Here is a 26,981-nt window from a genome sequence, read left to right on the forward strand (position 1 = left end):
TTACTTTTACCGGTTCAAAATTAATATATAATCTATTTAATATGAAAATATTAGTATGTATCAGCAGTGTGCCAGACACTACTTCCAAAATAAATTTTACGGACGACTTAAAAGCTTTTAACCCTACGGGGGTACAGTTCATTATTAATCCTAATGATGAGTTTTGCCTTACCAAAGCTATATTGCTAAAAGAGCAGCTAGGAGCTACTATCACCCTTGTGAATGTAGGTACTGCCGAAACTGAACCCATACTGCGGAAGGCTTACGCTATAGGAGCTGACGAAATTATCCGTATTAATGCACAACCTACTGATGCCCTATTTGTAGCTACCCAGCTAGCACAAGTGGTACGTGAGGGAGGGTATGACCTTATTATTTGCGGGAAAGAATCTATAGACTATAATGGAGGTATGGTAGGAGGCTACTTATCGGCATTGGTAAACTTGCCTTTTATAAACAAATGTATTGCCTTAAACATTAATGGAAATGCTGTTACTGCTGAACGTGAGATTGATGGTGGTAAAGAAACCGTTACAGCAACCTTGCCTTTGGTAATAGGAGGACAAAAAGGACTTACCCAAGAGAAAGACCTACGCATACCCAATATGCGAAACCTAATGGCTGCCCGTACAAAAGCTATTACAATACTACCTCCTACAGAAAGTGCACAACACAGCACGATTGTTGGTTTTGAGAAACTTCCTCCTAAACAACCTGTAAAAATGATAGATGCCAATGATTTAGATACTTTGGCTTCGGTAATTAGTAAATTAGCAAATTAATTATTAAGAAAAGATGAATATCCTTATATATATTGATACTGAAAACGGAACTATAAAGAAATCGGCGTGGGAAGTGGCTAGTTATGCTAAAGCCCTTGCTGAACAACAAAAAGGAAAGGTGATAGCTGTAGCTATTAATACTGAAAATAGTGAAACATTGGGTACTTATGGAGTAGATAGAGTGCTAAATGTAACTGATGAGCGATTACAAAGCTTTTCGGCAAAAGCAGTAGCACACTTATTGGCGGAAGCGGCTATTGAGCAACAAGCAAGTACTGTAGTACTAAGTGGTTCAGCCGAAGCTAAGAATATAGCTCCTTTATTGGCTATAGGGTTACAAGCTGGGTATGTGCCTAATGTGATTTCATTACCTGAAAGTGCTGATAATTTCATTGTAAAAACTAATGTATTTTCGGGAAAAGCCTTTGCACTGCAACAGATAAACAGTGCTAACAAGGTGCTAAGTATTGCTCCTAATGCTTTTGGTAGTAAAGAAGCCCCTACTACTGCTGAAGTTATTAGCTTCACCCCTACCCTACCCGACAGTGATTTTGATTTGCAAGTTGTATCACGGGAGAAAGTGAGTGGTAAGGTATCATTGGACGATGCTAATATTATAGTTTCGGGAGGAAGAGGACTAAAAGGCGCTGAACATTGGGGCATAGTAGAACAACTGGCTGATACCCTTGGAGCTGCTACAGCTTGCTCTAAACCTGTGGCTGATATGGGATGGAGACCTCATAGCGAACACGTAGGGCAAACTGGTAAAGTAGTAGCACCTAACTTATATATTGCCTTAGGTATATCCGGGGCAATACAGCACTTGGCTGGGGTAAATGCCTCTAAAGTAAAGTTGGTTATTAATACTGACCCTGAAGCTCCTTTCTTTAAAGCTGCTGATTATGGGGTAGTAGGTGATGCTTTTGAGATAATACCTAAACTAATTAGCAAACTATCAAATTAGGTAAGAGATAAAAAGTAAGAGATAAGAGGCTGTCTGGATTTTTTCAGACAGCTTTTTTTGTATAAATATTAGGTAAGAGATAAGAGGCAAAAAAGAAGTTAGAAAAGGTTGTAGCCGTTTTTTGTTTTGATATGGTTATGGCGGTTTGTTATCTCAGAGACCTGCCCGTGGTTGATAATGTTGATGCAATCCTTACCACCTATGGGACAGGTGGCTTTGCTGTTTTTTTTCATTTTTCGTTATTTCTGAATCTATTTACTATAAAAAAGACACAATAATACAGAATTGAAAAAAGTATATAATCAATTACTAACATTACATAATTCCACTCTCTTATAAGGGTTCCACAGTTCTCTCCTATATAGACATTTTTATAATATATATATGGAAATCCTATATATATATTATATACTGTGTTCTGTAGTGGGAAAGGGAAAAATGTAAATAAAGAGATTGTACAAAATAAAGATATGGGTAAGATAAATATATTAAGTATTTTTTTAAATATCTTCTGTGCTTTCAAGGATATATATATCTTCACTATGTAACTAATAACAAAATAACTTATCCAAAAAATAAATATATTCAATAATAGGGCTTCTCCTCTCCACCCCCAAATGATACTACTACATTCTTTTAATGATGGTGAATAATAGAAAATGATGAATGGAAATCCCATTGTTATCTGATATAAACTTTCTTTGGTAGGAAATAAAAATGTTATAAAAAAACTTGTGAAAAGGAATAAAATCAACGCTAGACCTCCTCTTCCTAATGTATATATTATTTCTTTATTATTCATATTCTATTAATTCTAATGGAATAGTTTGTACTCCTCCTTTTCCCCATCCTTTGATATTCCCTTCCTTATCAACGAAAATATTTGTAAGAATTGTTGTGTTTTTAATTTCAAGATATCCTTCTGACAATATTGTTTTTCCATTTTCTATTCGCTTACGTTTTCCTATAATGTGCATAGGATATACTATATTTTTTTCTTCTTCATAATCTGTAGCAATATAATAAATTGAGGTGTCAAGTTAATGGCATATTAACAGAGATTGGAAAAATAGGTTTTCTTTCAATCAATCTTTTTATTAGATTGTTAAAGTGTTAGGATATACGGACTTATTCATTGAAAAAAATGTCAATAATTTTATCATCTATTTGTATTTCTATAGGATATAACTCTTTTGTCTTTCCGCCCTGTTTGTATAAAATCAATGTCCAAGGATTGTCTTTGGATACCTGAATTATTTTTTCCCCTATTTTTAGGATTTCGCCTATTTTTATGTTTATTGTATCTATTCTTTTTTCTAATGCAAGATCGCTTGCCATTGTCATATAAAAAGTAGCATCGTCTACCGTTGTATAGAAATCATCATCTTTTGACACATTCTTTAGGCTATCAAGGTAAAATAAGGTTGGTTCCACAAAGATAACATAATTCTTATCCTTTATTTCCCTTGTAATCCTCTCATCGGTTATTTCTTGTACATAATCTGCTTTCTCAATGGTATCTATATCATTTTCAATATAGTTGTTTTCTTGGGTGTTGTTATTGTTACAAGCAAACAACAATAAATACACTGAAATAAAATAATAAATCTTTACCATCTGAATATTTTAAAATATAATATCATCAATGATGTACCTGTCTTTCTTTTTAGCAACTTTTAATTGTATGCTATCATATCTGTTATCATAAAAGTTAAAAAGATACACATTATATCTTTTTGAATTTATCTTCTTTACCTTAATAGAGTCCAACCATTCTATGAAAACATCTTGGGCTTTTACAATAGGATCTGCACTTAATTCATCTGAATTTACTTTCCGTATTAATTTACTTGATAGAAACTCCCTTTCTATTTTCCTTAATTCTTCTTCGCAAAACTCCCTGTTATCAAGACAAGGCATTTTATCTTGTTGCCTGATGTACTTATCATAAAATTCTAAAATCATTTTTGTAGCTTCATCAGTTTCTTCTTTAGGAGCTTGAATTGGTGCAATTGTATCCTTATTTACTATTGTATCTCTTTTGATAGAGGAAATAGTATCTCTAATATCATCAGAAGATGATACTTGGGTATTGTTATTGTTACAAGAAAATAACAATAAACACGCTGAAATAAAATAATAAATCTTTACCATCTGAATATTTTAAAATATAATATCATCAATAATATACTTATCCTTCTTCTTAGCTACTTTTAATTGTACGCTATCATATCTATTAAAAAAGAAATCAAAAATATAAACATTATATCTTTCTGAACTTATTTTCTTTACTTTAAGAGAGTCTAACCATTTTAGGTTGATATCTTGGGCATTTAGAATAAAATCCATATCTCTATCTTCAGTAGGTTTTATTTTTTTTATCAATTTATTTGATAAATAATTTTTCTTAATTCTTATCAATTCATCTTCACATTTTTTTTCTTCTTCATATAAATCAGAGCACGGTATTTTATCTCGTTGCCTGATGTACTTATCATAAAATTCCAAAATCATCTTTGTAGCTTCATCAGTTTCTTCTTTAGGAACTTGAATTGGTGCAATTGTATCTTTTTCTACTATGGTATCTCTTTTGATAGAGGAAATAGTATCTCTAATATCATCAGAAGATGATACTTGGGTATTGTTATTATTGCAAGAAAACAACAATAAACACGCTGAAATAAAATAATAAATCTTTACCATCTGAATATTTTTTTTGAGGTATCTATTTAGCTACATACTAATTGACTTTGGGAAACGGGAGAACGTTCTACAATTCTTTTCTCCAACCTCTACTTTTACAGGGCTTTTACTCACTTCAATTTGCTTACTTTCAAAACTAAGTTCAAAAGTATTCGTTTCTTTCTTGCCTGCGTAGGCTTCTGCTTTTATGTAATAATTTTGTGTTTCTGAATCTTCTTTTTAATCTACTTGATCTTCATAGGTATAATACTTTAATCCTGAATCTTTTACTTTTTCTTTTTCAATATAAACATCTGAATTATCTGGTATTGCATCATTTGTTATAGATAAATACTTGCCTTTTCTTTTGATATAATAAATATGTCTATTACTATATATCTTACCAAATTTATATAGTATAGGGTCATCTTCATAATCAGATTCTTCTCCTATGTATATATTTATTACTCCTGAAACTGTATCTATTTTATTAATTTTTAAAAGAAACCAATCCATAGATATTTTATCTATTAAAAGACTATCTTTAATCTCTACATAAGTAAGAGTATCTATTTCAAAACTTCTACAATCTTCATTAAAGAGAACACGATAATATAACTTTGTGAGGTTATACTTAGTTTTTTGAGGTATAGGACTTTTATATGGTTCTCTTATTGTATCTTCTTCTGTTAAGTAAGTTGAACTATCATAATTTACTCTGTTTTTACAAGATATTATTGAGATTGCAACAAATAGTATTATAATTCTTTTCATAGTTTCTTTAGTTTATCTAATATTATTAATCCTTCTTTTATTTTATCCTCAAAAAAGTCTAATTCAGTTCTTTTCCCTTCTGATACGTTTTTTTCTAATGCTAATTGATAGAAACAATGCGCACTTTTAGCTTTATACTCTCCTCCGCCTTCAGGTTTATATAATGTTAGTTTATTTGTTAATTCTTCTTTATCCTTGGATTCTCTAATTATTGTTCCATTAATTATCGCTTTTGAAGTTCTTGCACATCCCGTACTATCTTTTTGATTTTGTTGTAAAGGTAAGGTTTTTTATAGAAATGTAGATTCTATTTTTTTTAGAACATAACTGAGATATAAATCATAGTATCCACTCTGCTTTTACTTTTCTCACACTATTACTCTTTAAAGAATCTATTAAAATATAAGTCGTATCTCTATCCTTTCTATATAAAATACCTTTTTTTTCATTATAATTAAAATTATAAGTTTTTTGAGTTTCTGGATTTTCCATCATTTGTAAGTGATAGATTAAAAGAGAATCTTGTTGGGAAACCCTTTCTATTTTCCACTCATAGGGTTCCATAATATTCCAACCATCAATAAGCATTGAGTCAGTAAAAATAATTTTAGCCATATCATAATCGTCTTCAAGATATGGGAATATTGAGAGCGTCAATTCTCCATTCTCCTCTTTATCTAAATAATAAAACTTTTTGTTCACTAGTGGATTGTTTATTTTGGTACCAGATTCGATACTTAATGATTCATTTAGTGGATCTTTTTCAGTGTTATTATTAACAACATTTTCACAAGAACTCACTGTCCCTATTAAAAATAAACTAATAAGTAATAATTTCATATATTGTTTTATATTTTATTTTGCAAAGGTAAGGGTTTTTAGGATAAATTATTTAATTTTTATTCTGCTTTTGTGTACATATCCTTTTAATCCTTCTTTAGTTTTTATCAGATACCAATTGCTTGTATCATCTAATACATCTATTTTTTCGCCTGATTTTATTCTACTTAAAATTTTAGAAGAAGTACTCTTATCCGCCCTTATATTGGAGTAACCATCAGGGTCTTCTATATAATAACCTCTTGAAGAATTAAATAGGAAATCAATTATTTCCTTGGGGTTATCGAAGTCGTGAGAATATCTTTGAACATAGTATTTCGCCGCATTAATAGCAAAATCGTGTTCGTTAGGAGTCCCTCGTAACATTTTATCGACCGCTAACACCATCTCTTTTCTTATAAATTGGCGCATATTCTTCTCATAATAAAATAACGATTGTATAGCAGTTTCATTATTAATTTTTCTATCAAGATACCATTTTAGGAGTGTTTTATCTCTATAAATACCAAAAGTAACTACAAAATCTGATAACATATCTTCATAATTATCTTTTAGCCATTCTAAGGACTTTAGATCTTTATAGAAGAGATACTGATTGAAATGAAATAACATAAGCCCATCTATTTTTGCTTCATGTCCATCTGTATATATAATTCCCTTATCTTGAATAGCAATATATGGATTGAGATCATCATTCAGCACCACTATATTTTGCGGTAGCAATTCTTTATTGATAAAAGAGTGTATTACTTTCTTATAGTGCTCCTCAGTAGGTTTTTTATAATTGTATTTTTCTAATTCAGCAACTATCTGAGGCATCATTCTTTGTATGTATCTACGGAAGTTAATATAAACTTCTCCGTCTTTAAAAATTGTATAATCTTCCATCTTTTGACTATAGCTATTAAAAGTTACTATTAAAAAAAGTATTATAATTTTCCAGTCCATTTTGTTTCTCCTATATTTTTGTCATTCCAATTAGATTCTTCCACTTCTCTTTCTTCAAGAATTATTTTTACATTATTCCAGTATTTTATAGATTTCAATAAAACTTCTTCTGTCTTAGGGTCTTTGCTTACTGTTGTTAAACAGCCAACAGCGTCAGCAGGCGAAAATCTATGTATAGCAATTCCTTGTCTTTTCCCATCAACACCTTTAATAACAGCATATTTCCCTTTATCACTTATATACATAGAAAATCTTTGTGTAGAAGTGGTGTTTCATTATTTTTTCCATACCTTTTATGACCATGTTTGCCATAGTTCGTTAGGATTATTGCTTCTTTTTTGTTGACTATTTACTGGGCAAAGATACAAAATATTTTTTAACTGAGAATTAATAATTGACAATTTATCTGTACTTTTTGGCAAAATATAGTATTATGCAGTTGGGGTGGCGAGAGATAAGAGCGATGAGAATAATGTAATGTTTTGGGGATTTGGTTGTGAATTTGGCAAAAGTAGAATTTAGGGATGCTGCGGCTGATTATCAATGAAGTAACAGCTATCCTTCGTTTATAGTTCGTTTATCCTTCGTTATAGGTTCGTTTAAAGTAGGTAAAAGATAAGAGATAAGAGGTAAGAGGGTGGAGGTGTAATAGGTTGATTATTAGGGGAGAGGAGTTAGGAGATAGGGGATAGAGTGGGTGGAGGTGATTTTGAAAGATTGGCAAGGAAAATGGGATTTGGGTGAAAAATCAGGGGAGAGGAGTTAGGAGATAGGGGATAGAGTGGGTGGAGGTAAGAGGTATGAAATAAGAGGTAGTGGTAAAACTTGCTAATTGATAATTATTTTGTACCTTTGCCGCGTTATGAATATATATGATATAGAAACTGTTAAATTACTGCTGGAGAAGCAGCCTATTATAAGTATTATACCGCATAAAAATCCTGATGGAGATGCTATTGGGAGTTGCTTGGGGCTTTACTTGTTTTTAAAACAACTAGATTACGATGTGGAGGTAGTATCGGCTAATGATTTTCCTGATTTTTTGAAATGGTTACCATCGGCAAAGGATATTTTGATTTATGACAATACGCCTGAAGCAGCTAAGGAAAGGCTTGAGAAATCGGGGCTTATTTTCACTTTGGATTTTAACGCACTGAAACGTGCGGATAGCCTTGCGCCTTTGTTGGAAGCATCGGGGGCTACTTTTGTGATGATTGACCACCACCAAGCACCTGACAATTATGCGAGGGTTACTATATCGGACCCTAAGGCGAGTTCGACCTGTGCGATGGTGTATAGATTGATTGAGGCTATGGGCAAAGAGAGTCTTATTAATAAAGATATTGCTACGTGCCTTTACACTGGATTGATGACTGATACTGGGAACTTTAAATACCCAACAACGACAAGCAATACCCTTAGGATAGGAGCGGCACTTATAGACAAAGGAGCTGAGAATAGCTTGATTAACAGCAATACATTTGATACGTGGTCATACAACAAATCGCAGCTGCTGAGTATTGCCTTGCGCAATATGGTGTATCTGCCCCAATACCATACGGCTTATATTACCCTTACAGGAGAAGAACTACAAGCACATAACCACCAGAAGGGTGATACCGAGGGCTTTGTAAATTACGGGCTTATGATTAAAGATGCCCAATTGGCTATTATCTTTATTGAGGAAGGAGATTTTGTAAAGATGTCGTTACGCTCAAAAGGGGATGTAGATGTGAACCAGATAGCCCGAGCTCACTTTAACGGAGGGGGGCATATTAATGCTGCTGGAGGTAGGTATGACGGTACCGTAGAGGAGGCTGTAGCCTACTTTAGAGAAGTGTTACCGACTCTTTTTAATTAGCAAACTAACAGACAAACGGAAGCTACTTGGGGGCAAATGGGTAATGATATGGGCTGAACTTACCTGAATAGTGAATTGGGAAGGTAGGCAGACTATAATGAGAGTAAAATCTCGGTAAAAAATTCGACAGATAATACTATTATAACATTATGAATATACTTAAAAAAATAGCCTTTATAACTGTTATTGGCATAGTTTTGGCATCTTGCGCTGATAGACAGGCGCGACATCCTGTTACTAAAAAAACTAGTACTTTTTTAAAAGAATCGGCTGAGAAAAATAAGGCGTTACTGGCTAATGAGCAGGCAGAAATTGATGCCCTTATAGAAAAAGATACAGTGCATACTTTTATTGACTCACAACACGGATTCAAGTTCTATTACATAAACCAAAACCCCGAAGCTACTTACACTGCACAGTTTGGCGATATAGTAACTTACGACTATAGCATACAAGACCTAAATGGGAAGGAACTGTACCAAGAAAAAGCTAATGGAGAATACAAATACTACGTAGACAAGGAAGAGGTATTCCAAGGATTACGGTCGGCATTAAAACTGCTAAAAGAGAAAGAGAGTGGGGTATTCTTTTTTCCTTCGAGTGTGGCATACGGTTATCGGGGGGATAAAGACAAGATAGGTTACAATCAGCCTATTATAGCAAGGATAGAGGTATTTGGTATAGAAAAGAATCCTGAAAAAGTACTACCGCGCCCTGAATAAGTATCAAATTAAATAAGAATATATGAAACGTATGAATTTCATTGCATTGCTATCGGCAATGCTTGTGTTTTTTAGTTGCAGTTCGCAAAAGAAAGCCTATAAAGACTTAGGAGATGGGCTTTTTGCTGATATTGAAACTACCAAAGGGAACCTAGTTGTAAAACTGAATTACAAAGAGACGCCTGTAACTGTTGCGAGCTTTGTGAGTTTGGCTGAAGGCAAGAACCCTTATGTAAAAGCCGAATACAAAGGCAAACCTTTTTATAATGGCATTATCTTTCACCGAGTTATCAAAAACTTTATGATACAAGGAGGAGACCCTACCGGCACTGGTATGGGAGACCCAGGCTATCGTTTTGAAGATGAGATAGTAGCGAGCCTTAAACACAGCAAAAAGGGTATCCTTTCAATGGCGAACTCAGGCCCTGACACCAATGGCAGTCAGTTTTTCATTACACACGTGCCAACTGAACATTTAGACGGTAAACACACTGTATTTGGTGAGGTAGTGAAAGGATTGGAAGTTATTGATGCTATTGCTGCTGTTGAAACAAAACAACCAGGAAATCGCCCTATTAAAGAAGTTAAGATAAATAAAGTAACCATAATAGCTAATGGCAAAGAGGCTGAGAAATTTGATGCTGTAAAGGTTTTTAATGACTATTTTACAGAAGTAGAAAGCCGTGGTGAAAAAGCTAAAGCTGCTGTAGCAAGCCTTGCCCAAGAAATAGTAGCCCAAGAAGCAAAAGCGGAAGCTTTGCCTTCAGGAGTAAAAATACTTAAAGTAACTAATGGTACTGGTAAAAAACCTAACCATACTGAGTTTGTTATGGTAAACTATGCTGGATACTTGCGTAATGGTAACTTATTTGACTCTAACATCAAAGAAGTAGAGAAGAAATTTAACAAATACAACTCTATGCGTGACCGCCAGAATGGCTATCAACCTATACCTTTCCCTTACACTCCATCGGCACAGCTTATACCAGGATTTAAGGAAGCCTTACTTACAATGAAAGTAGGTGATAAAATACGAGTATTTATCCCTTCGGCTTTAGGTTATGGTGAAGCAGGAGCTGCAGATGTTATACCGCCTAATAGTGATCTTATTTTTGATATTGAAATTTTAGACACTATGGCTATGCCAACACAAGGAGGCAGATAGATAAGAAATAAAAATTAGCTAATAGGTAGAATGCTTATTAGCTAATTTTTTTTGTATATTTGATAATAATTTTGTATTTTTGCACTTTGAATTCTGAATTGAAGTTATAAGATATAATGGAGCAAATAAGCGTTTTTGATATGCTAAAAATAGGCGTAGGGCCTTCTAGTTCACATACACTAGGACCGTGGCGAGCTGCTGAGGCTTTTGTAAAAGAACTACGCCAGTACAATTACTTAGAAAAAACTACTAAAATACGCGTTGATTTATATGGTTCTCTTTCACTTACAGGTAAGGGACACGCTACTGATTTGGCAGTAATGTTAGGGCTTAGTGGTGCTGACCCTGAATATGTGCCTATTGAGAGCTTAGACGTTATTATTACTGCTATTACTAACAACCAAGAACTGTATTTGGGCAATGAACTGATTGTGAAGTTTAGCCCTAAAGAGGATATTATTTTCAATAAGAACTTTTTACCTTTTCATGCCAATGGACTAACCTTTACTGCTGAAGGAAGTGATTTTAGTTACTCATCGACCTTCTACTCGGTAGGCGGTGGATTTATTGTAAAGGAGAATGAAGAAAAACAAGAAAAAACAGATGATAAAACTAAAAAATTCCCTTTCCCAATAGATAAGGCAGAAGAGCTGATAAGATATTGCTGTAAAGAGGGTAAGAAAATATCAGAAATAGTATATGAAAATGAAAAAGCCTTACGCAGTGAAGATGAAATAAAGAAGGAGCTGATGCGAGTATGGAATACTATGCTGGAATGCACTTACATTGGCTGCCATACTGAAGGCGTATTACCTGGTGGACTACACGTGCGTAGAAGGGCTTATGATATTCACAAAAACCTAATAGGAGTGGTAACCTATAATAACCCTACCAGCTGGTTAAACTCTATCAAGAAAACTAATATCAAGTTTAGAGAGATACTGAAATGGGTAAGCTGCTTTTCATTGGCCGTAAATGAGGTTAATGCCTCATTAGGACGGGTAGTAACAGCCCCTACTAATGGAAGTGCAGGAGTAATACCTGCAGTATTATTATACTACCTTACTATTGAGAACCAAGAAGCTACTGAAGCAGAAATTCAGCAGTTTTTATTAGTAGCAGGTGAAATAGGCAGCTTATTTAAAAAAGGGGCTACAATATCGGCTGCTATGGGAGGGTGCCAAGCAGAAATAGGAGTATCATCGGCAATGGCTGCAGGGGCTTTATGTGAGCTATTAGGAGGTTCGCCAGAGCAAGTGTTAGTAGCTGCAGAAATAGCTATGGAACACCACTTGGGACTTACTTGTGACCCCATAGGAGGCTTGGTACAAATACCTTGTATAGAACGCAATGCTATGGGAGCAGTAAAAGCTATCAATGCTGCTGAATTGGCTATTGAAACAGATCCTAAGAACGCTAAAGTACCATTGGATAAGGTTATCAATACAATGTGGCAGACAGCTAAAGATATGAATTCTAAGTACAAAGAAACCTCGGAAGGAGGGCTAGCGGTAGCTGTAAATATTGCTGACTGCTAACTTAGATAAGCGAAAAGAAAAATATGACAATTAATTGTAAAGGGGAGCTAGTGAGTATGGAGACTCCTCGAGTAATGGGTATACTAAATCACACTCCTGATTCATTTTACGAAGGAAGTAGAGTTACTGAAACAAGTGTATTACAACGTGCAGAACAGATGCTTGTGCAAGGAGCTGATTTTATTGATGTGGGAGGTTATAGCACTAGGCCTAATGCACCAGAAGTAACAGAAAAAGAAGAACTAAATAGAGTGCTACCTGTAGTACGTAGTTTAGTAAAGACATTCCCAGAGATACGCATTTCAGTAGATACATTTAGAGCTGAGGTAGCCCGCCAAACACTTGATGAGGGGGCTTGTATGATTAATGATATTTCGGCAGGGCTATTAGATGAACAAATGCTGCCCACAGTAGCACAATACCAAGTACCCTATATAGCGATGCACTTAGTAGGCACCCCCCAAACAATGCAACAGCATACGCAATACAAGGATATTATTGCCGATATACGTTACTACTTTTCGGAGCGTAAGGCTAAGGCTTTGGCATTAGGTATAAACGATTTTATAGTGGATGTAGGCTTTGGTTTTTCAAAAACATTAGACCAAAATTATGAGGTGCTAAAACACTTAGAACTATTTCATACTTTTGGGTGCCCGCTATTGGTAGGAGTATCTCGTAAATCGATGTTATACAAATTGCTAGATAGCAGTCCGGCAGAAGCATTAAATGCTACCACTGCTGTTCATACAGTAGCCTTGATAAAAGGAGCTCATATTTTACGAGTACACGACGTAAAGGAAGCTAAAGAATGTATAGCTATTTATAATAAAATACGATGAAACTATTTGATATCTTAGACTTTACCATTACTGATGCTATTGATATACTGTTATTTGCAGCCCTATTGTACTATTTGTACCGACTTATTAGGGGAACAGTAGCTATCAATATATTTATGGGGATAGTAATGATATACCTAATATGGAAAGTTACAGAAGCCCTACAAATGCAGTTGTTAAGCAGTATTTTGGGTCAGTTTATAGGTGTGGGAGTCTTTGCATTGATAGTAGTTTTTCAACAGGAAATACGTCGGTTTTTACTTACTATTGGATCAACTAATATTACAGCACGCAATAAACTACACCGTGTATTTCATTTTTTTAAACAAAAAGAAATCTTACTGAATATTGAGAGCTTGGTAAGTGTGTGTGAGAAATTAGGCAGTAGTAATACAGGGGCTTTGATAGTGCTAGAACACAATATGCCATTAGACTTTGTAACAGCTACTGGCGATAAGATGAACTTAGAATTTTCGGAGCCTATTATAGAAAGTATTTTTTATAAAAACAGTCCGTTACATGATGGTGCTATTGTTATTAGAGGGAATACTATTGTTGCTACACGAGTTATACTACCAGTAGCTGCCGAAGACACCTTACCAAAACGCTATGGGCTGCGCCACCGTGCAGCAGTATCGATTACTGAAAAGACAGATGCTACTGCTTTGGTAGTATCGGAAGAGACAGGACATATATCGTACTTTAAGAACGGTAATTTTGTAAAACACAACAATAATGATGAGTTAATACAACTCATAAAAAACGATTTTTAATATGGAAGTAGCCATTCACCCCAGCTGGAAAGGTATATTGAAAGAAGAGTTTGAAAAGCCCTATTTTGGAGCTCTTACTCAGTTTGTAAAGCAGCAATACGCACAAGGAACTTGTTACCCTAAAGGGAAAGAAATATTTGCAGCTTTTGATTATTGCCCTTTAAGTGAAGTAAAAGTAGTTATTATAGGGCAAGATCCCTACCATGGAGCTGGTCAAGCTAATGGCTTATGCTTTTCGGTACATGATGGAATAATACACCCGCCTTCATTAGTGAATATTTTTAAAGAAATAGAACAAGATTTAGGCATTCCTTACCCTATGAGTGGTAATTTGGAGCGTTGGGCATCACAAGGAGTTTTGTTACTAAACGCTACTCTTACTGTTAATGCTGGACAAGCTGGCAGTCATCAGGGGCAGGGTTGGGAAACTTTTACTGATGCGGTAATTAAGGCTATTTCAGAGCATTGTAACCAAGTAGTATTTATGCTTTGGGGAGGTTATGCTAAGAAAAAAGCTAGCCTGATAGATAGCAGCAAGCACTGCATACTTAGCAGTGGACACCCCTCGCCTTTAAGTGCTAATAAAGGCCATTGGTTTGGCAATAAACATTTCAGCAAAGCAAATGCTTATCTTACTTCTGTAGGAAAGAGAGCTATAAACTGGTAATTAGATAGTATTAAAAATATAATAAGGCAATAATATTATAAAAAATGATACAATCCATCATTGAAAAGTATAAAGACAGAATAACTGTAGGAACTAAAGACTTCATAAATATAACTTGGATTGAGCAAACAGAAAAGAAATTAGGTTTTGCTTTACCCAATAGTTATAAAGAGATGTTATTAAACTATGAGTTTATTACTATTTGGGGGGTTGATTTTAAAACTATTGCTCCTCCTGAATATCAAGAGGATGCTGATATTGATATTTATTATACTTATCAAGTAAATTTGGAAAATAATCTATTCCAAAAAGATGAATTAGCTTTTTTAGAGATGGACGAAGAGACCTATTTCTTTAAAATTGAAGAAGCTGGTGAAACTAATGAATATCCTGTTTATATTCGGGATTATATGACAGGTGAAGATCATCTATATGCCAATAATTTTCAAGCATTTTTAGAACATTTTTTTAGTATATTATTGAAATAGTAACTTTGGTAAATATATAAAAAAGTTATGAGCGTTTATTATCTATCATTCGGCATTGAGCAATTTTTGGGTTTTCTCCTTTTTGTAGTCATTTTCCTTATAGGGTTTTGGCTATTATGCTTTTTGTGTTTGGTACTCCCTTATTGGTTGATAGGGGAAATAAAAGAGCGATTCAAAGAAAGAAAATCAACTAGCACAGAGGTATTTTCCTCTCAAAACTAACTACAGATGACATTTAAAGAAAGAATACAGAACCTCCTCTTTATCAAGCAATTCGTAGGATTTTTAAAGAAAATCCCTTTAGCTAAGAATTCATTCTCATTATATGACCTTTTGGAATTGTACATTGTAGGGATTATGAAAGGCACTCTCACTTATCGTGCGAGTGCTATATCATATAGTTTTTTTTTAGCTATTTTTCCTTTCTTACTATTTATTCTGAACCTTATCCCATATATTCCTATTGAAAATTTCCAAGTAGATTTTTGGAGCTTTATTGATGATATGCTACCCCCTGGCACTCATGATTTCTTTTCTGATATCTTTTTTGATATTGCTGAAAAAAAGCGTGGGGGATTGTTATCATCAGTATTTTTTCTATCCATATTTTTGATGACTAATGGTATTATGGCAATCTTTGGGGGATTTGAGTTTTCATATCACCGACAAATTACACGTACTTATATTAAGCAATATCTCTATGCGCTAATGGTTGCTATCATCTTGTCGTTATTAGTACTATTTTCGGTAATTAGCTTCATCTACTATGAAGTATACTTAGTGCCTTACCTTGACAAAATCAATTTTATTACTGATTACGAAACGCTTATTAAAATATCAAAAATTGTATTTGTAGCCTTGATTACGTACTTTGGCACGGGTGTATTATTCTATTTTGGTACAGTGGAAGGGAGAGAAAGTAAATTCTTTTCGGCTGGCTCTCTCCTTACAGTGCTACTTTTTGGTTTAACAACCTATTTTTTTGGTATTTACATTGAAAACTTCTCACAATACAACCAATTATACGGTTCTATAGGGGCATTACTTATCTTTTTGCTTTATATATGGCTCAATGCGAATATTCTTCTGCTCGGGTTTGAGCTAAATGCCTCGTTATTAAAACTTAAAAAGCAGGACTGATGTATTTTGTAGATGTTATCCTTCCTTTACCCCTACCCAAACCTTTTACTTACAACATTAATGAAGAAGAAGCCCACTTTTTACAAGTAGGGATGCGCGTAGCTGTTCCGTTTGGTAAGGCTAAGGTATACACAGGCTTAGTAGATAAGGTACATGAAAATAAGCCTACTTATGATACCAAAGATATAGCTTATATACTGGATGAAACTCCTATTATTACCTCTACACAATTAGCTCATTGGCAATGGATAGCAGATTTTTATATGTGTTCATTGGGTGAAGTGCTTAAAGCCGCACTACCTGCGGCTTTTTTGATAGAAAGTGAAACTGTAATAGAGATAGCCGAAAAGAATATAGATATGGCTCTATTGACAGATGATGAGTGGCAGGTGTATGAGGCTTTGCAGTACAAAACATCATTAAAAGGTAGTGAGGTAGGCAAGATAATACCAAAAAAGAAAAGCCTGAAAATAATAAAAAGCTTGGTAGAAAAAGGTGCCGTAAGGGTATCGGAGAAGATGTTTGAGAAGTATGTGCCTAAGCTAATTAAATATGTGCGCTTGGCACCACAATACCAAACAGAAACTGGACTGAAAGAAGCCTTTGCCTTGCTGGAAAAAGCTGTTAAGCAAAAACAGCTGCTAATGGCGTATTTTAACCATTTTAACCGAGATAAATCTCCTTTAAAAAGCGATAAATTAATAGAAGATGCTAAAGTATCGGTAGGGGTACTAAAAGCAGTGGTAGAGAAAGGTGTATTGGAAGAATATTACCTGCAAAAAGACCGTGTGAGTTTTGCCGAAAACACTACTGATGATAAGAATGTGCTAAGTGAGGCACAAAGAGAAGCATTTGCCGATATTAAAAAGGAGTTTGAGGATAAAAATACTGTACTCCTGCAAGGGGTTACTGCATCGGGGAAAACTGAAATTTATATAGAACTTATAGATGAATACCTTAAAAAGGGCAAACAAGTGCTGTACTTATTGCCCGAAATAGGTATTACAATACATCTTATTAATAGACTTAAAAAGCGTTTTGGCAAGCAACTATCGGTATATCACTCCAGATATACTACCAACGAACGGGTGGAGGTGTGGAACAATGTGCTTGCTAATAATGAAAAAGCACAATTGGTGGTAGGTGTGCGATCATCGGTTTATTTGCCTTTTAGGGAGTTGGGATTGGTAATAGTAGATGAAGAACACGATAGCTCATACCGCCAATTTGACCCTGCACCACGCTTGCAAGCGCGTGATACTGCTATTATGCTTGCGAATTTCTTCAAAGCTAAAACCTTATTAGGCTCGGCTACTCCTTCTTTGGAAAGTATGCATAATGTGAAATTGGACAAGTATGGTTTTGTGTATCTTTCGCAGCGTTATGCTAACTATCAGCTTCCTATTATTGAAATTATTGATATTAAAGACAAGCAGCATCGGAAACGTATGAGTGGGCATTTCTCGGATGTGCTTATTCAGGAAATAAACAATACCTTGGAGAGTGGGCGGCAGGTATTGCTGTTTCAAAACCGGCGAGGTTATGCTCCTGTGGTGCAGTGTATGCATTGTGGAACAGTACCCCAATGTCCGCATTGTGATGTGAGTTTGACCTTTCACCAAGGTAGTAACCAGCTGCGTTGTCATTACTGTGGCTATACGACGCCTATGCCTAAAACTTGTATTGCCTGTGGTAGTGTGGATTTGAAGACTAAGGGCTTTGGTACGGAGCAAATAAGTAAGGAGCTGGCTGAGTTATTGCCGCAAGCTGTTACTGACCGTATGGATCAAGATACTACCAATGGCAAGTATGGTTATGAGAAAATATTGGCTAAATTTGAGCAACAAGAAACTCAAATATTAGTAGGTACCCAAATGATTACTAAGGGGTTGGATTTTTCTAATGTGGGCTTGGTAGGGGTGATGAATGCTGATGCTTCTATCCACTTTCCAGATTATAGGGCTTATGAGCGGAGTTTCCAGCTACTATTACAGATAGCAGGGCGTGCGGGGCGTAGTGCTAAACAAGGGAAAGTGCTTATACAGACTTATAACCCAGAGCATTTGGTAATACAACAGGTACTGAAAAATGACTTCAAACAGATGTACCAATACCAAATTGAGGAGCGGCGTAACTTCTTATATCCTCCTTTTGTACAGATGATTAGAATCAGCTTAAAACACCCTGAATTTAACAGAGTTAATGAGGGAGCTGATTGGCTGGCTGGGGCTTTGCGTGAACTGTTCAGTACTCAAAATAATGTGGTAGTTTTGGGTCCTGAGTTTCCTCTTATTTCACGTATCAGGAATGAGTATATTAAAGAGATACTTGTTAAAATTTCTCCTTCGCACATTAGTATGCATACTGTAAAACAGCAGATTAAGCGTACAGAAATCAGTTTTCAGAGTATTAGTAATTACAGACCTATTAGGGTATCATACGTGGTGGAATAGTGTTGTAGCTGACGTGCTGATTTTGCATCAGGTACTTGGCTGTACCAGCTTGATGACTATCCTTCGTTTATAGTTCGTTTATCCTTCGTTATTCGTTCGTTCATCTTATAGTGAAGTTGTAGGATTGTTTTTTGGTAGATGGGGAGTGATTAAGGGGTGATTGGAGGGAGAGAGGTATGGGCTTTGAGGTTGCGAGTATGGGAGATTAATAGTCGGTTTTAAAAAGTTCGACCGAAAAAGAAAAAATGTTATATTATTATTTGCTAATTACCAATTATTTATTACTTTTGCGGGCGTGATGACTATGAAGATATTATATACCCCTTATGGGATATGCCACTTAAGCATTGTCCCGGTACGATTAGAGCCCCACGAAGGTGCAGAGATGCATACGCAGTTACTGTTTGGTGAACTGCTTCAAGTTATTGATAAAGAGGAGAATTGGAGTTATGTACGTCTGCTTTTTGACAATACTGAGGGCTGGATTTCAAACAATCAGTTTACAGAAATATCGGATAAGGACTACCGAAAAACCCTTAAAAAGAAGGAGAAGTATGCGCATAGGCAGCTTACGAAGCTTCGTTTAAAGACAGAGGCTGGTGTTTTTTTGCATATTCCGAAGGGCGCGACCTTTTCGCACAACCATCTGTTGCATACTTCGCAATCGACCCAACGCCCTACAAGCCTGGGGGTGGTAGCGACTGCCTTAGAATACTTAAATGTTCCGTTTTTAGCTGGAGGCAAAACACCTTTTGGCATTGATGCTGCAGGCTTGGTGCAAATGGTTTTTAAGCTGAATGGTATACACTTGCCACGTACTGCTGAAAAACAGGCTGCTTGTGGTACCGCATTGAGTTTTTTGGAAGAAAGTGAAGCGGGAGATTTGGCTTTTTTTGATGATGAGGAGGGGAATATTATTCACGTAGGAATACTATTGGGGGATAATAAGATAATTCACTCATTTGGGAAGGTAAGGATTGATAGGCTTGACCATATTGGAATTTTTAACAATGAACTAAGAAACTACACGCATCAGCTAAGACTACTGAAGAAAATAAAGAAATAAGAGGGTGCTGAGATGGTTTGCCTTTGTAGGTTTCGCCCTAAAAAAGGGAAACTAGGCAAGAGAAATTGGCTATCTTATAGCTGGATTGGACAAAAACAAAAAGCTGCTAACTTAAATGCTGGTGAGGTGATTGGGATATACTTCTTCTAGACTAAAATATATTAATAACTAATTGTAAACTATTGATTATATGAAGATTGCTTTACTTGGATATGGGAAAATGGGCAAGATTATTGAACAAATTGCTACAGAACGCGGGCACGAGATTGTACTAAAAGTAGATGATGCCCAAACACCTTATGACATTAGGGTGGCTGATGTAGCGATAGAGTTTAGTACGCCCCATAGTGCTTTTGCGAATATCAGTAATGCACTTACACACCAAGTGCCTGTAATTGCGGGTACTACGGGTTGGTTGGCACAATATGAGGAGGCTGTAGCTATCTGTAAGGCACATAAAACGGCTTTTTTATATGCATCGAACTTTAGCATAGGAGTGAATGTGTTTTTTGCTTTAAATAGTGCTTTGGCTAAGCTGATGAGCAGATTCAATAATTACAAGGTAGGGATTGAGGAAATTCATCATACACAAAAATTGGATGCGCCCAGTGGGACAGCTATTACTTTGGCAGAAGGTATTATAGCTGAGACAGACTACACAGGGTGGCAACTAGGCAATGCACCTGCAAATGAGATACCTATTGAGGCTAAAAGGATAGGCAATACGCCTGGTACACACATCATTACCTATAACAGTGAAGTAGATACTCTTGAGATAAAACATACAGCGCACAATCGTAATGGGTTTGCTCTTGGCGCCGTGCTTGCTGCTGAATGGATTATAGGGAAAGAAGGAGTATTCGGTATGAAGGATGTGCTTGATATTAAATAAAATATAGAGGGCAAGAAGCAAAGGTAAAGATTCTGTAAAAGAATGAATATTATAAAAGAAATAGTAATTGTAAGTGGACTACTGCTTTGTGGATGTAACTTCTTCTCTACGCAAAATAATGAAGAGAAAGCCTCTGAGCCTATTAGCTTGGAAGTGGCAGAACAAAAGATATTAGCTTTATCGGTTACACAAAAAGCGGAGAGGTATATATCGAACTTTTCGGGAGGGAAGAGAGGTATTAGCCTGCTTACTAATGATTTTACTATTGACAATAAATCGTTCTATGAGATACAGATAGGATATATGTCGCCTATTAGGTTTGAGACTTATCATACTTTGTATGTAAATAAGATGGATGCTGATGATATTCGGATTTTAGATGCTGTATCGGGAGAAATAATTGCTATTTCTGACTATAAAGAAGTAGAAGCTGACGAAAATAAGCCTAAAGAACAACTTATAGAGCAGCTGGATGTGTTAAAAAAGATAGTAAAATCATCGGAGATAGTGGATAGTCCGTTATATAAGATTGATAAAGATAATATTTTAATAGCAGTAGATCACAAAGACGAGAAGGGGATTTATAGTCAAACAAATTTAGATTGCGAATAAATAAAAGATTTATTATCTTTGCATTGTCTATGGAACTAACAGTGTCACCAACAGAAATAGAGGAACTTAGAAAGCTCCAACGCAACTTGCAAGGTCGCTCGGATTATGCCCGAGTTACCTGCATTTTGATGCTTTCTATGGGCAATACTCCTATTTTTGTTGCTGATTGCTTGGGTATAGACATTTCTACTGTTTATCGTTATCGTTCCTTATATCTTGAAGGAGGACTAGATAAACTCCTTGAGAATCGTTATAGAGGTTATCAAGGTCTGCTTAATATTTTTCAAATAGAATCCTTAAAACAAGAGTTACGCACACATCTTTATACAGATGCAAAACAAGTATCTCAATGGGTTAAAGACACTTTTGAAGTTACCTATACTCCACAAGGAATGGCTGATTTACTTAACAGAATTGGTTTTTCCTACAAGAAAACAACCGAAGTGCCTTGTGAAGCGGATCCTTTAAAACAAAAACTATTTGCTGAAGCACTCTCTAAAATTCTTCAAGAAAAGGAAGAAGGGGATGTGGTGTATTTTGCCGATGGTGTTCATCCTACGCACAACAGCCGTTCCACTTATGCTTGGATAGAGAAAGGTAAAGAGTTTCAACAACCAACAGTTAGTGGGCGTGATAGAGTGAATATTAATGGTTTACTTAATGCTTATGATGTTACAGATGTAATAGCTCTTGATTGTGAATGCGTTAATGCAGAATCAACAAAAGAACTTTACGAATTAGCTCTTAAAAAGCATCCAAACGCTAAAAATATTTATATTATATCCGATAATGCTCGCTACTATCACAATAAAGAACTTCAAAACTGGGTAGAAGATAATAGAATCAAGCAAATTTTCTTGCCTCCATACTCTCCGAACCTCAATTTAATAGAGCGCTTGTGGAAATTCTTACGAAAAAAAGTAATCAATACGGGTTTCTATCGGAACAAGACAGAATTCCGAGATGCTATAAGGAATTTCTTTGATAATATACATACTTATAAAAAGGAGTTAGAGTCACTTCTAACTCTCAATTTCCGTTTGATAAATTCGCAAACCATTTCTTTTTGACTATATATACATCTTTACAGAAAGAATGATGTATCGGACAACCCTGACCAACCACAAATAGTGAATGCTACTGTTGCTTGGCTACTATTGGATAGCAATACTTACCAGCTATTTGATGTAACTGATGATCCTGAAAATCCTAAGGAATTGAAGTATAATTCGGAATTAATAAGAGATAAATAACCTTATAAGACTTTTAAGTTTGTAATTGTTGCTATTGAAAAGAGGCTTATAGATAACAAAAACAAACTAGTAGCAGCAAAGAAAGAAATTAAGACAAAAAGTCTTTTAAATGTAATTGATTTTTGACAGAAATTAGAAACTAATAAAATATAACAAGTATGGTAAATAATTATTTTGCTGTGATTATGGCAGGCGGTGTAGGCTCTCGTTTTTGGCCTGTAAGTACAACTGAATACCCTAAGCAATTTCACGATATGCTAGGTACAGGACAGACTTTATTGCAACGCACTTATTCGCGCCTACAAAAGTTCATTCCGCAAGAAAATATCTTAATACTTACTAACGAGCGGTATAAAGATCTTGTAGAAGAACAAATTCCTAATATATTACCGAAAAACTTGGTTTTAGAGCCTTGTATGCGCAATACTGCACCCTGCATACTATACGCTGCAATGAAGATTAACAAACGGAACCCTAATGCAGTAATGATTGTAGCCCCAAGTGATGCGTGGATTGAAGATGAAAAAGCATTTATGCATAATGTGATTGCTTGTTTTAATGCCGCACAGAAAGCTGATAATATTCTCACTTTGGGTATTGTTCCGACATTTCCTAACACAGGTTATGGTTATATTCAGTACGAAAAAGAGAATACAGCTGATATAAAGAAAGTAAGTCAGTTTCGTGAAAAGCCTGATTATCCTACCGCTAAAGAGTTTTTAAAACAAGGGAACTTTTTGTGGAATGCAGGTATTTTTGTATGGAGTACGCAAACTGTGCTTACAGCTTACAAGAACTATCAACCGGTAATGTATGAGCTATTTGAAAGAGGAGATGAGACCTATAACACCGAAAATGAAGTAGATTTTATTGCGAAGGCTTATCCACAAGCAGAAAACATATCTGTAGACTATGCTATTTTAGAGCCTTCAACCAATATTTATGTACTTCCTGCTAATTTTGATTGGAACGACTTAGGATCATGGGGCTCTTTGCATGAAAAAACTCCTAAAGATGAGCTTCAAAATGCTGTTATCAATGCTAGAGTACTGTTAAAAGATGCTGAAAATAACATTATTCGCACTGAAGGAGACAAATGTGTAGTAATTGATGGCTTAAAGAACTACATTGTTGTGGATAGAGATGATGTGCTCTTGATTTATCCTAAAGCTAAAGAACAAAATATTAAAGAAATAGTAAACGAGGTAAAAAGCAAATGGGGACTGCATTAAGAGCCTTACTTAAAAATGCGGGGTATAAATTAATTCCACTAGAAGTTACCCTTACACAACACTTAATAGCTGATGTAAAGTTAAATAAAGTGAAAGGAAGGTTTATTGTAGATACTGGAGCCTCACAGACTTGTATAGGAAAAGAATTTGAATCTTATTTTAGATTACAGACTCAAACAACAGAAATAAAGGCTATAGGAGCAGGTGCCAATCATTTAGATACACATATTTCGGAAGATAATTATTTAAAAGTAGGGGAGGTAGGTTTTAATCACCTCCCCTTACTTTTGATAGATATGAGCCATATTAATAATGCTTTTGCTGAAATAGGAGTTACAGAAGTACAGGGTATTATAGGCGCTGATATATTATTGCAATGTAAAGCTATTATTGATTATCAGGAGAAAACATTGTACTTACAACCCTAATGGTATGACAGGCTACAACTGCAGCTGTTTCTGTACGCAAGCGGGTATCTCCTAATGATATAGGTTGAAATCCGAGAGATAAGGCTTTTTCTATTTCGTTACTAGAAAAATCACCTTCCGGACCAATAAGTACAGTAATATGCTGCTGAGAAGGTTTAATAGCTTGTGAGAATAATACTTTTTGGTTCTCTTGACAATGAGCAATATACTTGGCTGTAGAAGAATCTTCTATTTGCTTAAAAAAAATATTAGAGTTAATAGGCGCATTTAGCTTAGGTAAATAATATTGGAGCGATTGCTTCATAGCCGAAAGGATAATCTTCTCAAAACGTTCGGTTTTAATAATAGTACGTTCGGAATGTTCACAAATAATAGGGGTTACCTCATTGATACCAATTTCGGTAGCTTTTTCTAAAAACCATTCATAACGTTCATTCATTTTAGTAGGGGCTACCACTAAATGTATATATGGTGAAGGTGGTAGCAGAGACTCATTACTGAGAATTGTAACCTCACATTGCTTAGGAGAAGCAAAGGAAAGTTGCCCTATAAATACAAGCCCTTTACCATTGGTGATATGTAAAATATCACCTTCTTTTTTGCGCAATACCTTTGCAATATGCTGACTTTCTTCTTTACCAAAAAGGTAATTTGAAGCATTTTCACTAATGTTTTCGGCATAAAATAATTGTATACTCATAATCAATTTCCTTAAGTATAATAAGCGTTATTGGGGTGCAAAGATAGTACAAAATAAAAAAAAATACGTTTTTTATTTTGTAATTATAAAATTTGCCTTACATTAGCCGCCGAAAAACAAACTAATTAATATGAAGCGTATTATAGTTGATTACAACAAATTAACCAATGAAATCCTTGCAATGCTGGTTGAAAAATACCCTGATGGGTATACTGATGCAGATGTGATTCGTTTTAAGAATGCAAAGAATGAAACTGTTGATGCCTTAGAAGTACGCACTGATGACACTATCTATTTAGTAAAAGTAAGTACTCGCTTGGCAGACACTATGGAAAACTTTGACGAAGACGATGACTTTATGAATAACGAAAATGATGATATAGGCGTGGGAGGATTGGATATTCCTGACGACTCATCAATTGATGAAGATTAAGGAGTATGACTGCTACCTATATACCCTATAAAGAGATTCGCTTTTTCTCGAAACTCATTACTGATTATGTAAATGAGGAGGAGAAATTGTGCCCTTTTTACAATAATTTTCCTTCCTTATTGCAATTCAAAAAGCAAATTAATGAGAAAGAATATGATTTTTCAGATCAAAAACGCAATACATTAGTAGCAAGTCTTAAAAGACAGTATGCTGAGGTAAAAACAACACCTAAAGTGTTAAAGAACATAGAGCTTTTATCTAAGGAAAATACCTTTACTATTACAACAGGACATCAGTTAAGTTTGTTTACTGGTCATCTTTATTTTATTTACAAGATTATATCAGTAATTAACACTGCTAAACAGTTATCGGATTTCTATACTGATTACCACTTTGTTCCTGTATATTGGATGGCTACAGAAGATCACGATTTTGAAGAAATTAACCATTTCCACCTTAGTAATCGCACAATTAGCTGGCATAGTGAACAAAAAGGAGCAATAGGTAATTTTTCCACCAATACTCTTGAAGCTGTATTCCAAACCTTTGATAAAGCAATAGGATTAGGGAAGAATGCCGATGCCCTACGTACTCTTTTTAATGATAGCTATCTAAAAAATAACAACTTAGCTGAAGCTACTCGCTACTTGGTAAATGCTCTTTTTGAGGAATATGGAGTAGTAATAATTGATGGAAATGATAAAACTTTGAAACAACAGTTCATTTCTTACATAGAAGATGATTTACTACATAGTATAGCTCATAAAGAAGTTACTAAAACAATAAATAAACTGCAAATTATTGATAAAAACTACCCTATCCAAGTAAATCCTCGTGAGATAAATATATTTTACCTTACCAAAGATGGGCGACACCGAATAGTACGTACTGACAATAGCTTTGAGGTACATGACACTACTATTCGTTTTTCAAAAGAAAGTATTTTAGAAGAATTACATACATATCCTGAAAGATTTTCTCCTAATGTATTATTACGACCTCTTTATCAAGAAATAATATTACCTAACTTAGCTTATATTGGGGGGGGAGGAGAAATAGCCTATTGGTTGGAGTTAAAAAGCTTTTTCAAAGCAGAAAAAGTACCTTTCCCTATGTTAATGCTGCGAAACTCAGCTATGCTTATATCAAAATTACAAGCTGATAAATTACAAAAATTACAACTCTCTACACATGATTTATTCTTAACACCTAATGATTTAAAAAATAAGAAAGCCCAACAACTAAGTGAATTTCCTATTGATTTTTCTCCTCAAAGGGAAGTGTTACAACAACAGTTTACTGCTTTGCATGAGTTAGCTTTCCATACTGATATTACTTTCCTAAATGCAGTAAAAGCACAAGAAGTACGCCAGCTAAAGGGGTTAGATATATTAGAAAAGCGCCTTTTAAAAGCTCAAAAACGCAAATACTCCAATGAACTAGAACGTATCACTACCTTGCAAACAGAACTGTTTCCTAATGGAACTTTACAAGAAAGATTTGCAAACTTTTCTGACTTCTATTTAACAAAAGGAAATAACCTTATTTCTGAATTAGTAGCAAACCTTGATCCTTTCAAATACCAATTTGCGATAGTTGAGTATTAAATAAAAAAGCTCTCTAATTCCTTAGAGAGCCTTTTTCACAATGCATATAAATACTACTACTAACTCCAATATTAAAAGAGATTTATTAAGAATGTGTTCTTTATTAACATCTCCTCAAC

The 26,981-nt window shown here is 35.0% G+C and carries 31 protein-coding genes; 21 read left to right on the forward strand and 10 right to left on the reverse strand.

Annotation, left to right across the window (positions count from 1 at the left end; all coding sequences use genetic code 11):
* Positions 1-41 precede the first annotated feature (41 nt).
* Positions 42-782, forward strand: a complete 741-nt coding sequence (locus C4H12_RS05095) for an electron transfer flavoprotein subunit beta/FixA family protein (protein ID WP_106097972.1) — start codon at positions 42-44, stop codon at positions 780-782.
* A gap of 13 nt (positions 783-795) precedes the next feature.
* A complete protein-coding gene (locus tag C4H12_RS05100) occupies positions 796-1,746 on the forward strand; it encodes an electron transfer flavoprotein subunit alpha/FixB family protein (protein WP_106097973.1) in 951 nt (316 codons plus the stop codon).
* 98 nt (positions 1,747-1,844) lie between these two features.
* Here the strand turns inward: C4H12_RS05100 and C4H12_RS13940 are convergent, their stop codons facing one another.
* The 9 genes from C4H12_RS13940 to C4H12_RS05150 form a co-directional block, all read right to left on the reverse strand.
* Positions 1,845-1,979 carry a hypothetical protein gene (locus C4H12_RS13940; RefSeq protein ID WP_256387551.1) on the reverse strand — a complete coding sequence of 45 codons (135 nt, stop codon included), beginning with the start codon at positions 1,977-1,979 and terminating at the stop codon, positions 1,845-1,847.
* Between the two features lie 561 nt (positions 1,980-2,540).
* Positions 2,541-2,723 (reverse strand): hypothetical protein, encoded by a 183-nt coding sequence (locus tag C4H12_RS05115; protein ID WP_106097975.1) that lies wholly within the window; start codon positions 2,721-2,723, stop codon positions 2,541-2,543.
* 151 nt (positions 2,724-2,874) lie between these two features.
* Positions 2,875-3,363: a hypothetical protein gene (locus C4H12_RS05120; protein ID WP_106097976.1), complete on the reverse strand. Its 489-nt coding sequence runs from the start codon at positions 3,361-3,363 to the stop codon at positions 2,875-2,877.
* Between the two features lie 9 nt (positions 3,364-3,372).
* Positions 3,373-3,900, reverse strand: a complete 528-nt coding sequence (locus C4H12_RS05125) for a DUF3828 domain-containing protein (protein ID WP_106097977.1) — start codon at positions 3,898-3,900, stop codon at positions 3,373-3,375.
* 9 nt (positions 3,901-3,909) lie between these two features.
* Positions 3,910-4,449, reverse strand: coding sequence for a DUF3828 domain-containing protein (locus C4H12_RS05130; protein WP_106097978.1), 540 nt, complete (start codon positions 4,447-4,449; stop codon positions 3,910-3,912).
* Between the two features lie 219 nt (positions 4,450-4,668).
* A complete protein-coding gene (locus tag C4H12_RS05135) occupies positions 4,669-5,202 on the reverse strand; it encodes a hypothetical protein (RefSeq protein ID WP_088593065.1) in 534 nt (177 codons plus the stop codon).
* Positions 5,203-5,541: 339 nt separating this feature from the next.
* Complete coding sequence (locus C4H12_RS05140) at positions 5,542-6,042, reverse strand: hypothetical protein (RefSeq protein ID WP_106097979.1); 501 nt, start codon at positions 6,040-6,042, stop codon at positions 5,542-5,544.
* Positions 6,043-6,090: 48 nt separating this feature from the next.
* Positions 6,091-6,990, reverse strand: coding sequence for an SH3 domain-containing protein (locus tag C4H12_RS05145; protein ID WP_106097980.1), 900 nt, complete (start codon positions 6,988-6,990; stop codon positions 6,091-6,093).
* Positions 6,972-7,235, reverse strand: a complete 264-nt coding sequence (locus C4H12_RS05150) for a hypothetical protein (protein ID WP_106097981.1) — start codon at positions 7,233-7,235, stop codon at positions 6,972-6,974. Before C4H12_RS05150 ends, C4H12_RS05145 begins: the two co-directional genes overlap by 19 nt.
* A 617-nt stretch (positions 7,236-7,852) precedes the next feature.
* Between C4H12_RS05150 and C4H12_RS05155 the strand changes: the two genes are divergently transcribed.
* The 17 genes from C4H12_RS05155 (at position 7,853) to C4H12_RS05235 (ending at position 24,122) form a co-directional block, all read left to right on the forward strand.
* Positions 7,853-8,851 carry a bifunctional oligoribonuclease/PAP phosphatase NrnA gene (locus C4H12_RS05155; RefSeq protein ID WP_106097982.1) on the forward strand — a complete coding sequence of 333 codons (999 nt, stop codon included), beginning with the start codon at positions 7,853-7,855 and terminating at the stop codon, positions 8,849-8,851.
* Between the two features lie 149 nt (positions 8,852-9,000).
* Positions 9,001-9,573 (forward strand): gliding motility-associated peptidyl-prolyl isomerase GldI, encoded by a 573-nt coding sequence (gldI, locus tag C4H12_RS05160; RefSeq protein ID WP_106097983.1) that lies wholly within the window; start codon positions 9,001-9,003, stop codon positions 9,571-9,573.
* Positions 9,574-9,595: 22 nt separating this feature from the next.
* On the forward strand, positions 9,596-10,738 hold the full coding sequence (locus tag C4H12_RS05165) for a peptidylprolyl isomerase (protein ID WP_106097984.1): 1,143 nt from the start codon (positions 9,596-9,598) through the stop codon (positions 10,736-10,738).
* Positions 10,739-10,854: 116 nt separating this feature from the next.
* Positions 10,855-12,276: an L-serine ammonia-lyase gene (locus C4H12_RS05170; protein WP_106097985.1), complete on the forward strand. Its 1,422-nt coding sequence runs from the start codon at positions 10,855-10,857 to the stop codon at positions 12,274-12,276.
* A gap of 23 nt (positions 12,277-12,299) precedes the next feature.
* Positions 12,300-13,118: a dihydropteroate synthase gene (folP, locus tag C4H12_RS05175; protein ID WP_106097986.1), complete on the forward strand. Its 819-nt coding sequence runs from the start codon at positions 12,300-12,302 to the stop codon at positions 13,116-13,118.
* On the forward strand, positions 13,115-13,891 hold the full coding sequence (gene cdaA, locus C4H12_RS05180; RefSeq protein ID WP_106097987.1) for a diadenylate cyclase CdaA: 777 nt from the start codon (positions 13,115-13,117) through the stop codon (positions 13,889-13,891). The genes folP and cdaA overlap by 4 nt, the downstream gene beginning before the upstream one ends.
* A gap of 1 nt (position 13,892) precedes the next feature.
* Positions 13,893-14,558 carry a uracil-DNA glycosylase gene (gene ung, locus C4H12_RS05185; protein WP_106097988.1) on the forward strand — a complete coding sequence of 222 codons (666 nt, stop codon included), beginning with the start codon at positions 13,893-13,895 and terminating at the stop codon, positions 14,556-14,558.
* Positions 14,559-14,602: 44 nt separating this feature from the next.
* Positions 14,603-15,046: an SMI1/KNR4 family protein gene (locus C4H12_RS05190; protein WP_106097989.1), complete on the forward strand. Its 444-nt coding sequence runs from the start codon at positions 14,603-14,605 to the stop codon at positions 15,044-15,046.
* A gap of 228 nt (positions 15,047-15,274) precedes the next feature.
* Positions 15,275-16,186 carry a YihY/virulence factor BrkB family protein gene (locus tag C4H12_RS05200; RefSeq protein ID WP_106097991.1) on the forward strand — a complete coding sequence of 304 codons (912 nt, stop codon included), beginning with the start codon at positions 15,275-15,277 and terminating at the stop codon, positions 16,184-16,186.
* A complete protein-coding gene (priA, locus tag C4H12_RS05205; RefSeq protein WP_106097992.1) occupies positions 16,186-18,639 on the forward strand; it encodes a primosomal protein N' in 2,454 nt (817 codons plus the stop codon). The genes C4H12_RS05200 and priA overlap by 1 nt, the downstream gene beginning before the upstream one ends.
* Before the next feature lie 298 nt (positions 18,640-18,937).
* Complete coding sequence (locus C4H12_RS05210) at positions 18,938-19,705, forward strand: C40 family peptidase (protein ID WP_106097993.1); 768 nt, start codon at positions 18,938-18,940, stop codon at positions 19,703-19,705.
* A 190-nt stretch (positions 19,706-19,895) separates the two neighbouring features.
* A complete protein-coding gene (dapB, locus tag C4H12_RS05215; RefSeq protein WP_106097994.1) occupies positions 19,896-20,597 on the forward strand; it encodes a 4-hydroxy-tetrahydrodipicolinate reductase in 702 nt (233 codons plus the stop codon).
* A 42-nt stretch (positions 20,598-20,639) separates the two neighbouring features.
* Positions 20,640-21,209: a hypothetical protein gene (locus tag C4H12_RS05220; RefSeq protein ID WP_106097995.1), complete on the forward strand. Its 570-nt coding sequence runs from the start codon at positions 20,640-20,642 to the stop codon at positions 21,207-21,209.
* Between the two features lie 29 nt (positions 21,210-21,238).
* Positions 21,239-22,279 carry an IS630 family transposase gene (locus C4H12_RS05225; protein WP_106097921.1) on the forward strand — a complete coding sequence of 347 codons (1,041 nt, stop codon included), beginning with the start codon at positions 21,239-21,241 and terminating at the stop codon, positions 22,277-22,279.
* A 60-nt stretch (positions 22,280-22,339) separates the two neighbouring features.
* Positions 22,340-22,462, forward strand: a complete 123-nt coding sequence (locus C4H12_RS13945) for a hypothetical protein (RefSeq protein WP_256387552.1) — start codon at positions 22,340-22,342, stop codon at positions 22,460-22,462.
* A gap of 158 nt (positions 22,463-22,620) precedes the next feature.
* A complete protein-coding gene (locus C4H12_RS05230; RefSeq protein ID WP_106097996.1) occupies positions 22,621-23,694 on the forward strand; it encodes a mannose-1-phosphate guanylyltransferase in 1,074 nt (357 codons plus the stop codon).
* A complete protein-coding gene (locus C4H12_RS05235; protein WP_106097997.1) occupies positions 23,679-24,122 on the forward strand; it encodes a retropepsin-like aspartic protease in 444 nt (147 codons plus the stop codon). The genes C4H12_RS05230 and C4H12_RS05235 overlap by 16 nt, the downstream gene beginning before the upstream one ends.
* On the opposite strand, the gene C4H12_RS05240 is transcribed toward C4H12_RS05235, so the two are convergent.
* The gene (locus C4H12_RS05240; RefSeq protein ID WP_106099435.1) at positions 24,082-24,822 is read right to left on the reverse strand and encodes a 16S rRNA (uracil(1498)-N(3))-methyltransferase; all 741 of its coding nucleotides are present in this window, start codon (positions 24,820-24,822) and stop codon (positions 24,082-24,084) included. The genes C4H12_RS05235 and C4H12_RS05240 overlap by 41 nt on opposite strands.
* A gap of 130 nt (positions 24,823-24,952) precedes the next feature.
* Here C4H12_RS05240 and C4H12_RS05245 point away from each other — a divergent pair, with 130 nt between their 5' ends.
* Both C4H12_RS05245 and bshC read left to right on the forward strand, forming a co-directional pair.
* Positions 24,953-25,255 carry a hypothetical protein gene (locus C4H12_RS05245; protein ID WP_106097998.1) on the forward strand — a complete coding sequence of 101 codons (303 nt, stop codon included), beginning with the start codon at positions 24,953-24,955 and terminating at the stop codon, positions 25,253-25,255.
* Between the two features lie 5 nt (positions 25,256-25,260).
* The gene (bshC, locus tag C4H12_RS05250; RefSeq protein ID WP_106097999.1) at positions 25,261-26,862 is read left to right on the forward strand and encodes a bacillithiol biosynthesis cysteine-adding enzyme BshC; all 1,602 of its coding nucleotides are present in this window, start codon (positions 25,261-25,263) and stop codon (positions 26,860-26,862) included.
* Positions 26,863-26,981: the final 119 nt, after the last annotated feature.

Source organism: Capnocytophaga sp. oral taxon 878 (assembly GCF_002999135.1).
In the GTDB taxonomy this organism is placed as follows: Bacteria; Bacteroidota; Bacteroidia; order Flavobacteriales; family Flavobacteriaceae; genus Capnocytophaga.

Coding starts and splice junctions, on each gene's coding strand:
- C4H12_RS05240 (WP_106099435.1), bottom strand. CDS start 24,822: ATGAGTATACAATTATTTTATGCCGAAAACATTAGTGAAAATGCTTCA.
- C4H12_RS05170 (WP_106097985.1), top strand. CDS start 10,855: ATGGAGCAAATAAGCGTTTTTGATATGCTAAAAATAGGCGTAGGGCCT.
- C4H12_RS05120 (WP_106097976.1), bottom strand. CDS start 3,363: ATGGTAAAGATTTATTATTTTATTTCAGTGTATTTATTGTTGTTTGCT.
- C4H12_RS05115 (WP_106097975.1), bottom strand. CDS start 2,723: ATGCACATTATAGGAAAACGTAAGCGAATAGAAAATGGAAAAACAATA.
- C4H12_RS05200 (WP_106097991.1), top strand. CDS start 15,275: ATGACATTTAAAGAAAGAATACAGAACCTCCTCTTTATCAAGCAATTC.
- C4H12_RS13940 (WP_256387551.1), bottom strand. CDS start 1,979: ATGAAAAAAAACAGCAAAGCCACCTGTCCCATAGGTGGTAAGGATTGC.
- C4H12_RS05210 (WP_106097993.1), top strand. CDS start 18,938: ATGACTATGAAGATATTATATACCCCTTATGGGATATGCCACTTAAGC.
- dapB (WP_106097994.1), top strand. CDS start 19,896: ATGAAGATTGCTTTACTTGGATATGGGAAAATGGGCAAGATTATTGAA.
- C4H12_RS05165 (WP_106097984.1), top strand. CDS start 9,596: ATGAAACGTATGAATTTCATTGCATTGCTATCGGCAATGCTTGTGTTT.
- C4H12_RS05135 (WP_088593065.1), bottom strand. CDS start 5,202: ATGAAAAGAATTATAATACTATTTGTTGCAATCTCAATAATATCTTGT.
- C4H12_RS05230 (WP_106097996.1), top strand. CDS start 22,621: ATGGTAAATAATTATTTTGCTGTGATTATGGCAGGCGGTGTAGGCTCT.
- folP (WP_106097986.1), top strand. CDS start 12,300: ATGACAATTAATTGTAAAGGGGAGCTAGTGAGTATGGAGACTCCTCGA.
- ung (WP_106097988.1), top strand. CDS start 13,893: ATGGAAGTAGCCATTCACCCCAGCTGGAAAGGTATATTGAAAGAAGAG.
- C4H12_RS05140 (WP_106097979.1), bottom strand. CDS start 6,042: ATGAAATTATTACTTATTAGTTTATTTTTAATAGGGACAGTGAGTTCT.
- C4H12_RS05235 (WP_106097997.1), top strand. CDS start 23,679: ATGGGGACTGCATTAAGAGCCTTACTTAAAAATGCGGGGTATAAATTA.
- cdaA (WP_106097987.1), top strand. CDS start 13,115: ATGAAACTATTTGATATCTTAGACTTTACCATTACTGATGCTATTGAT.
- C4H12_RS05245 (WP_106097998.1), top strand. CDS start 24,953: ATGAAGCGTATTATAGTTGATTACAACAAATTAACCAATGAAATCCTT.
- C4H12_RS05190 (WP_106097989.1), top strand. CDS start 14,603: ATGATACAATCCATCATTGAAAAGTATAAAGACAGAATAACTGTAGGA.
- C4H12_RS05100 (WP_106097973.1), top strand. CDS start 796: ATGAATATCCTTATATATATTGATACTGAAAACGGAACTATAAAGAAA.
- C4H12_RS05145 (WP_106097980.1), bottom strand. CDS start 6,990: ATGGACTGGAAAATTATAATACTTTTTTTAATAGTAACTTTTAATAGC.
- C4H12_RS05220 (WP_106097995.1), top strand. CDS start 20,640: ATGAATATTATAAAAGAAATAGTAATTGTAAGTGGACTACTGCTTTGT.
- C4H12_RS05095 (WP_106097972.1), top strand. CDS start 42: ATGAAAATATTAGTATGTATCAGCAGTGTGCCAGACACTACTTCCAAA.
- gldI (WP_106097983.1), top strand. CDS start 9,001: ATGAATATACTTAAAAAAATAGCCTTTATAACTGTTATTGGCATAGTT.
- C4H12_RS05130 (WP_106097978.1), bottom strand. CDS start 4,449: ATGGTAAAGATTTATTATTTTATTTCAGCGTGTTTATTGTTGTTTTCT.
- priA (WP_106097992.1), top strand. CDS start 16,186: ATGTATTTTGTAGATGTTATCCTTCCTTTACCCCTACCCAAACCTTTT.
- C4H12_RS05150 (WP_106097981.1), bottom strand. CDS start 7,235: ATGTATATAAGTGATAAAGGGAAATATGCTGTTATTAAAGGTGTTGAT.
- C4H12_RS05225 (WP_106097921.1), top strand. CDS start 21,239: ATGGAACTAACAGTGTCACCAACAGAAATAGAGGAACTTAGAAAGCTC.
- C4H12_RS05155 (WP_106097982.1), top strand. CDS start 7,853: ATGAATATATATGATATAGAAACTGTTAAATTACTGCTGGAGAAGCAG.
- bshC (WP_106097999.1), top strand. CDS start 25,261: ATGACTGCTACCTATATACCCTATAAAGAGATTCGCTTTTTCTCGAAA.
- C4H12_RS05125 (WP_106097977.1), bottom strand. CDS start 3,900: ATGGTAAAGATTTATTATTTTATTTCAGCGTGTTTATTGTTATTTTCT.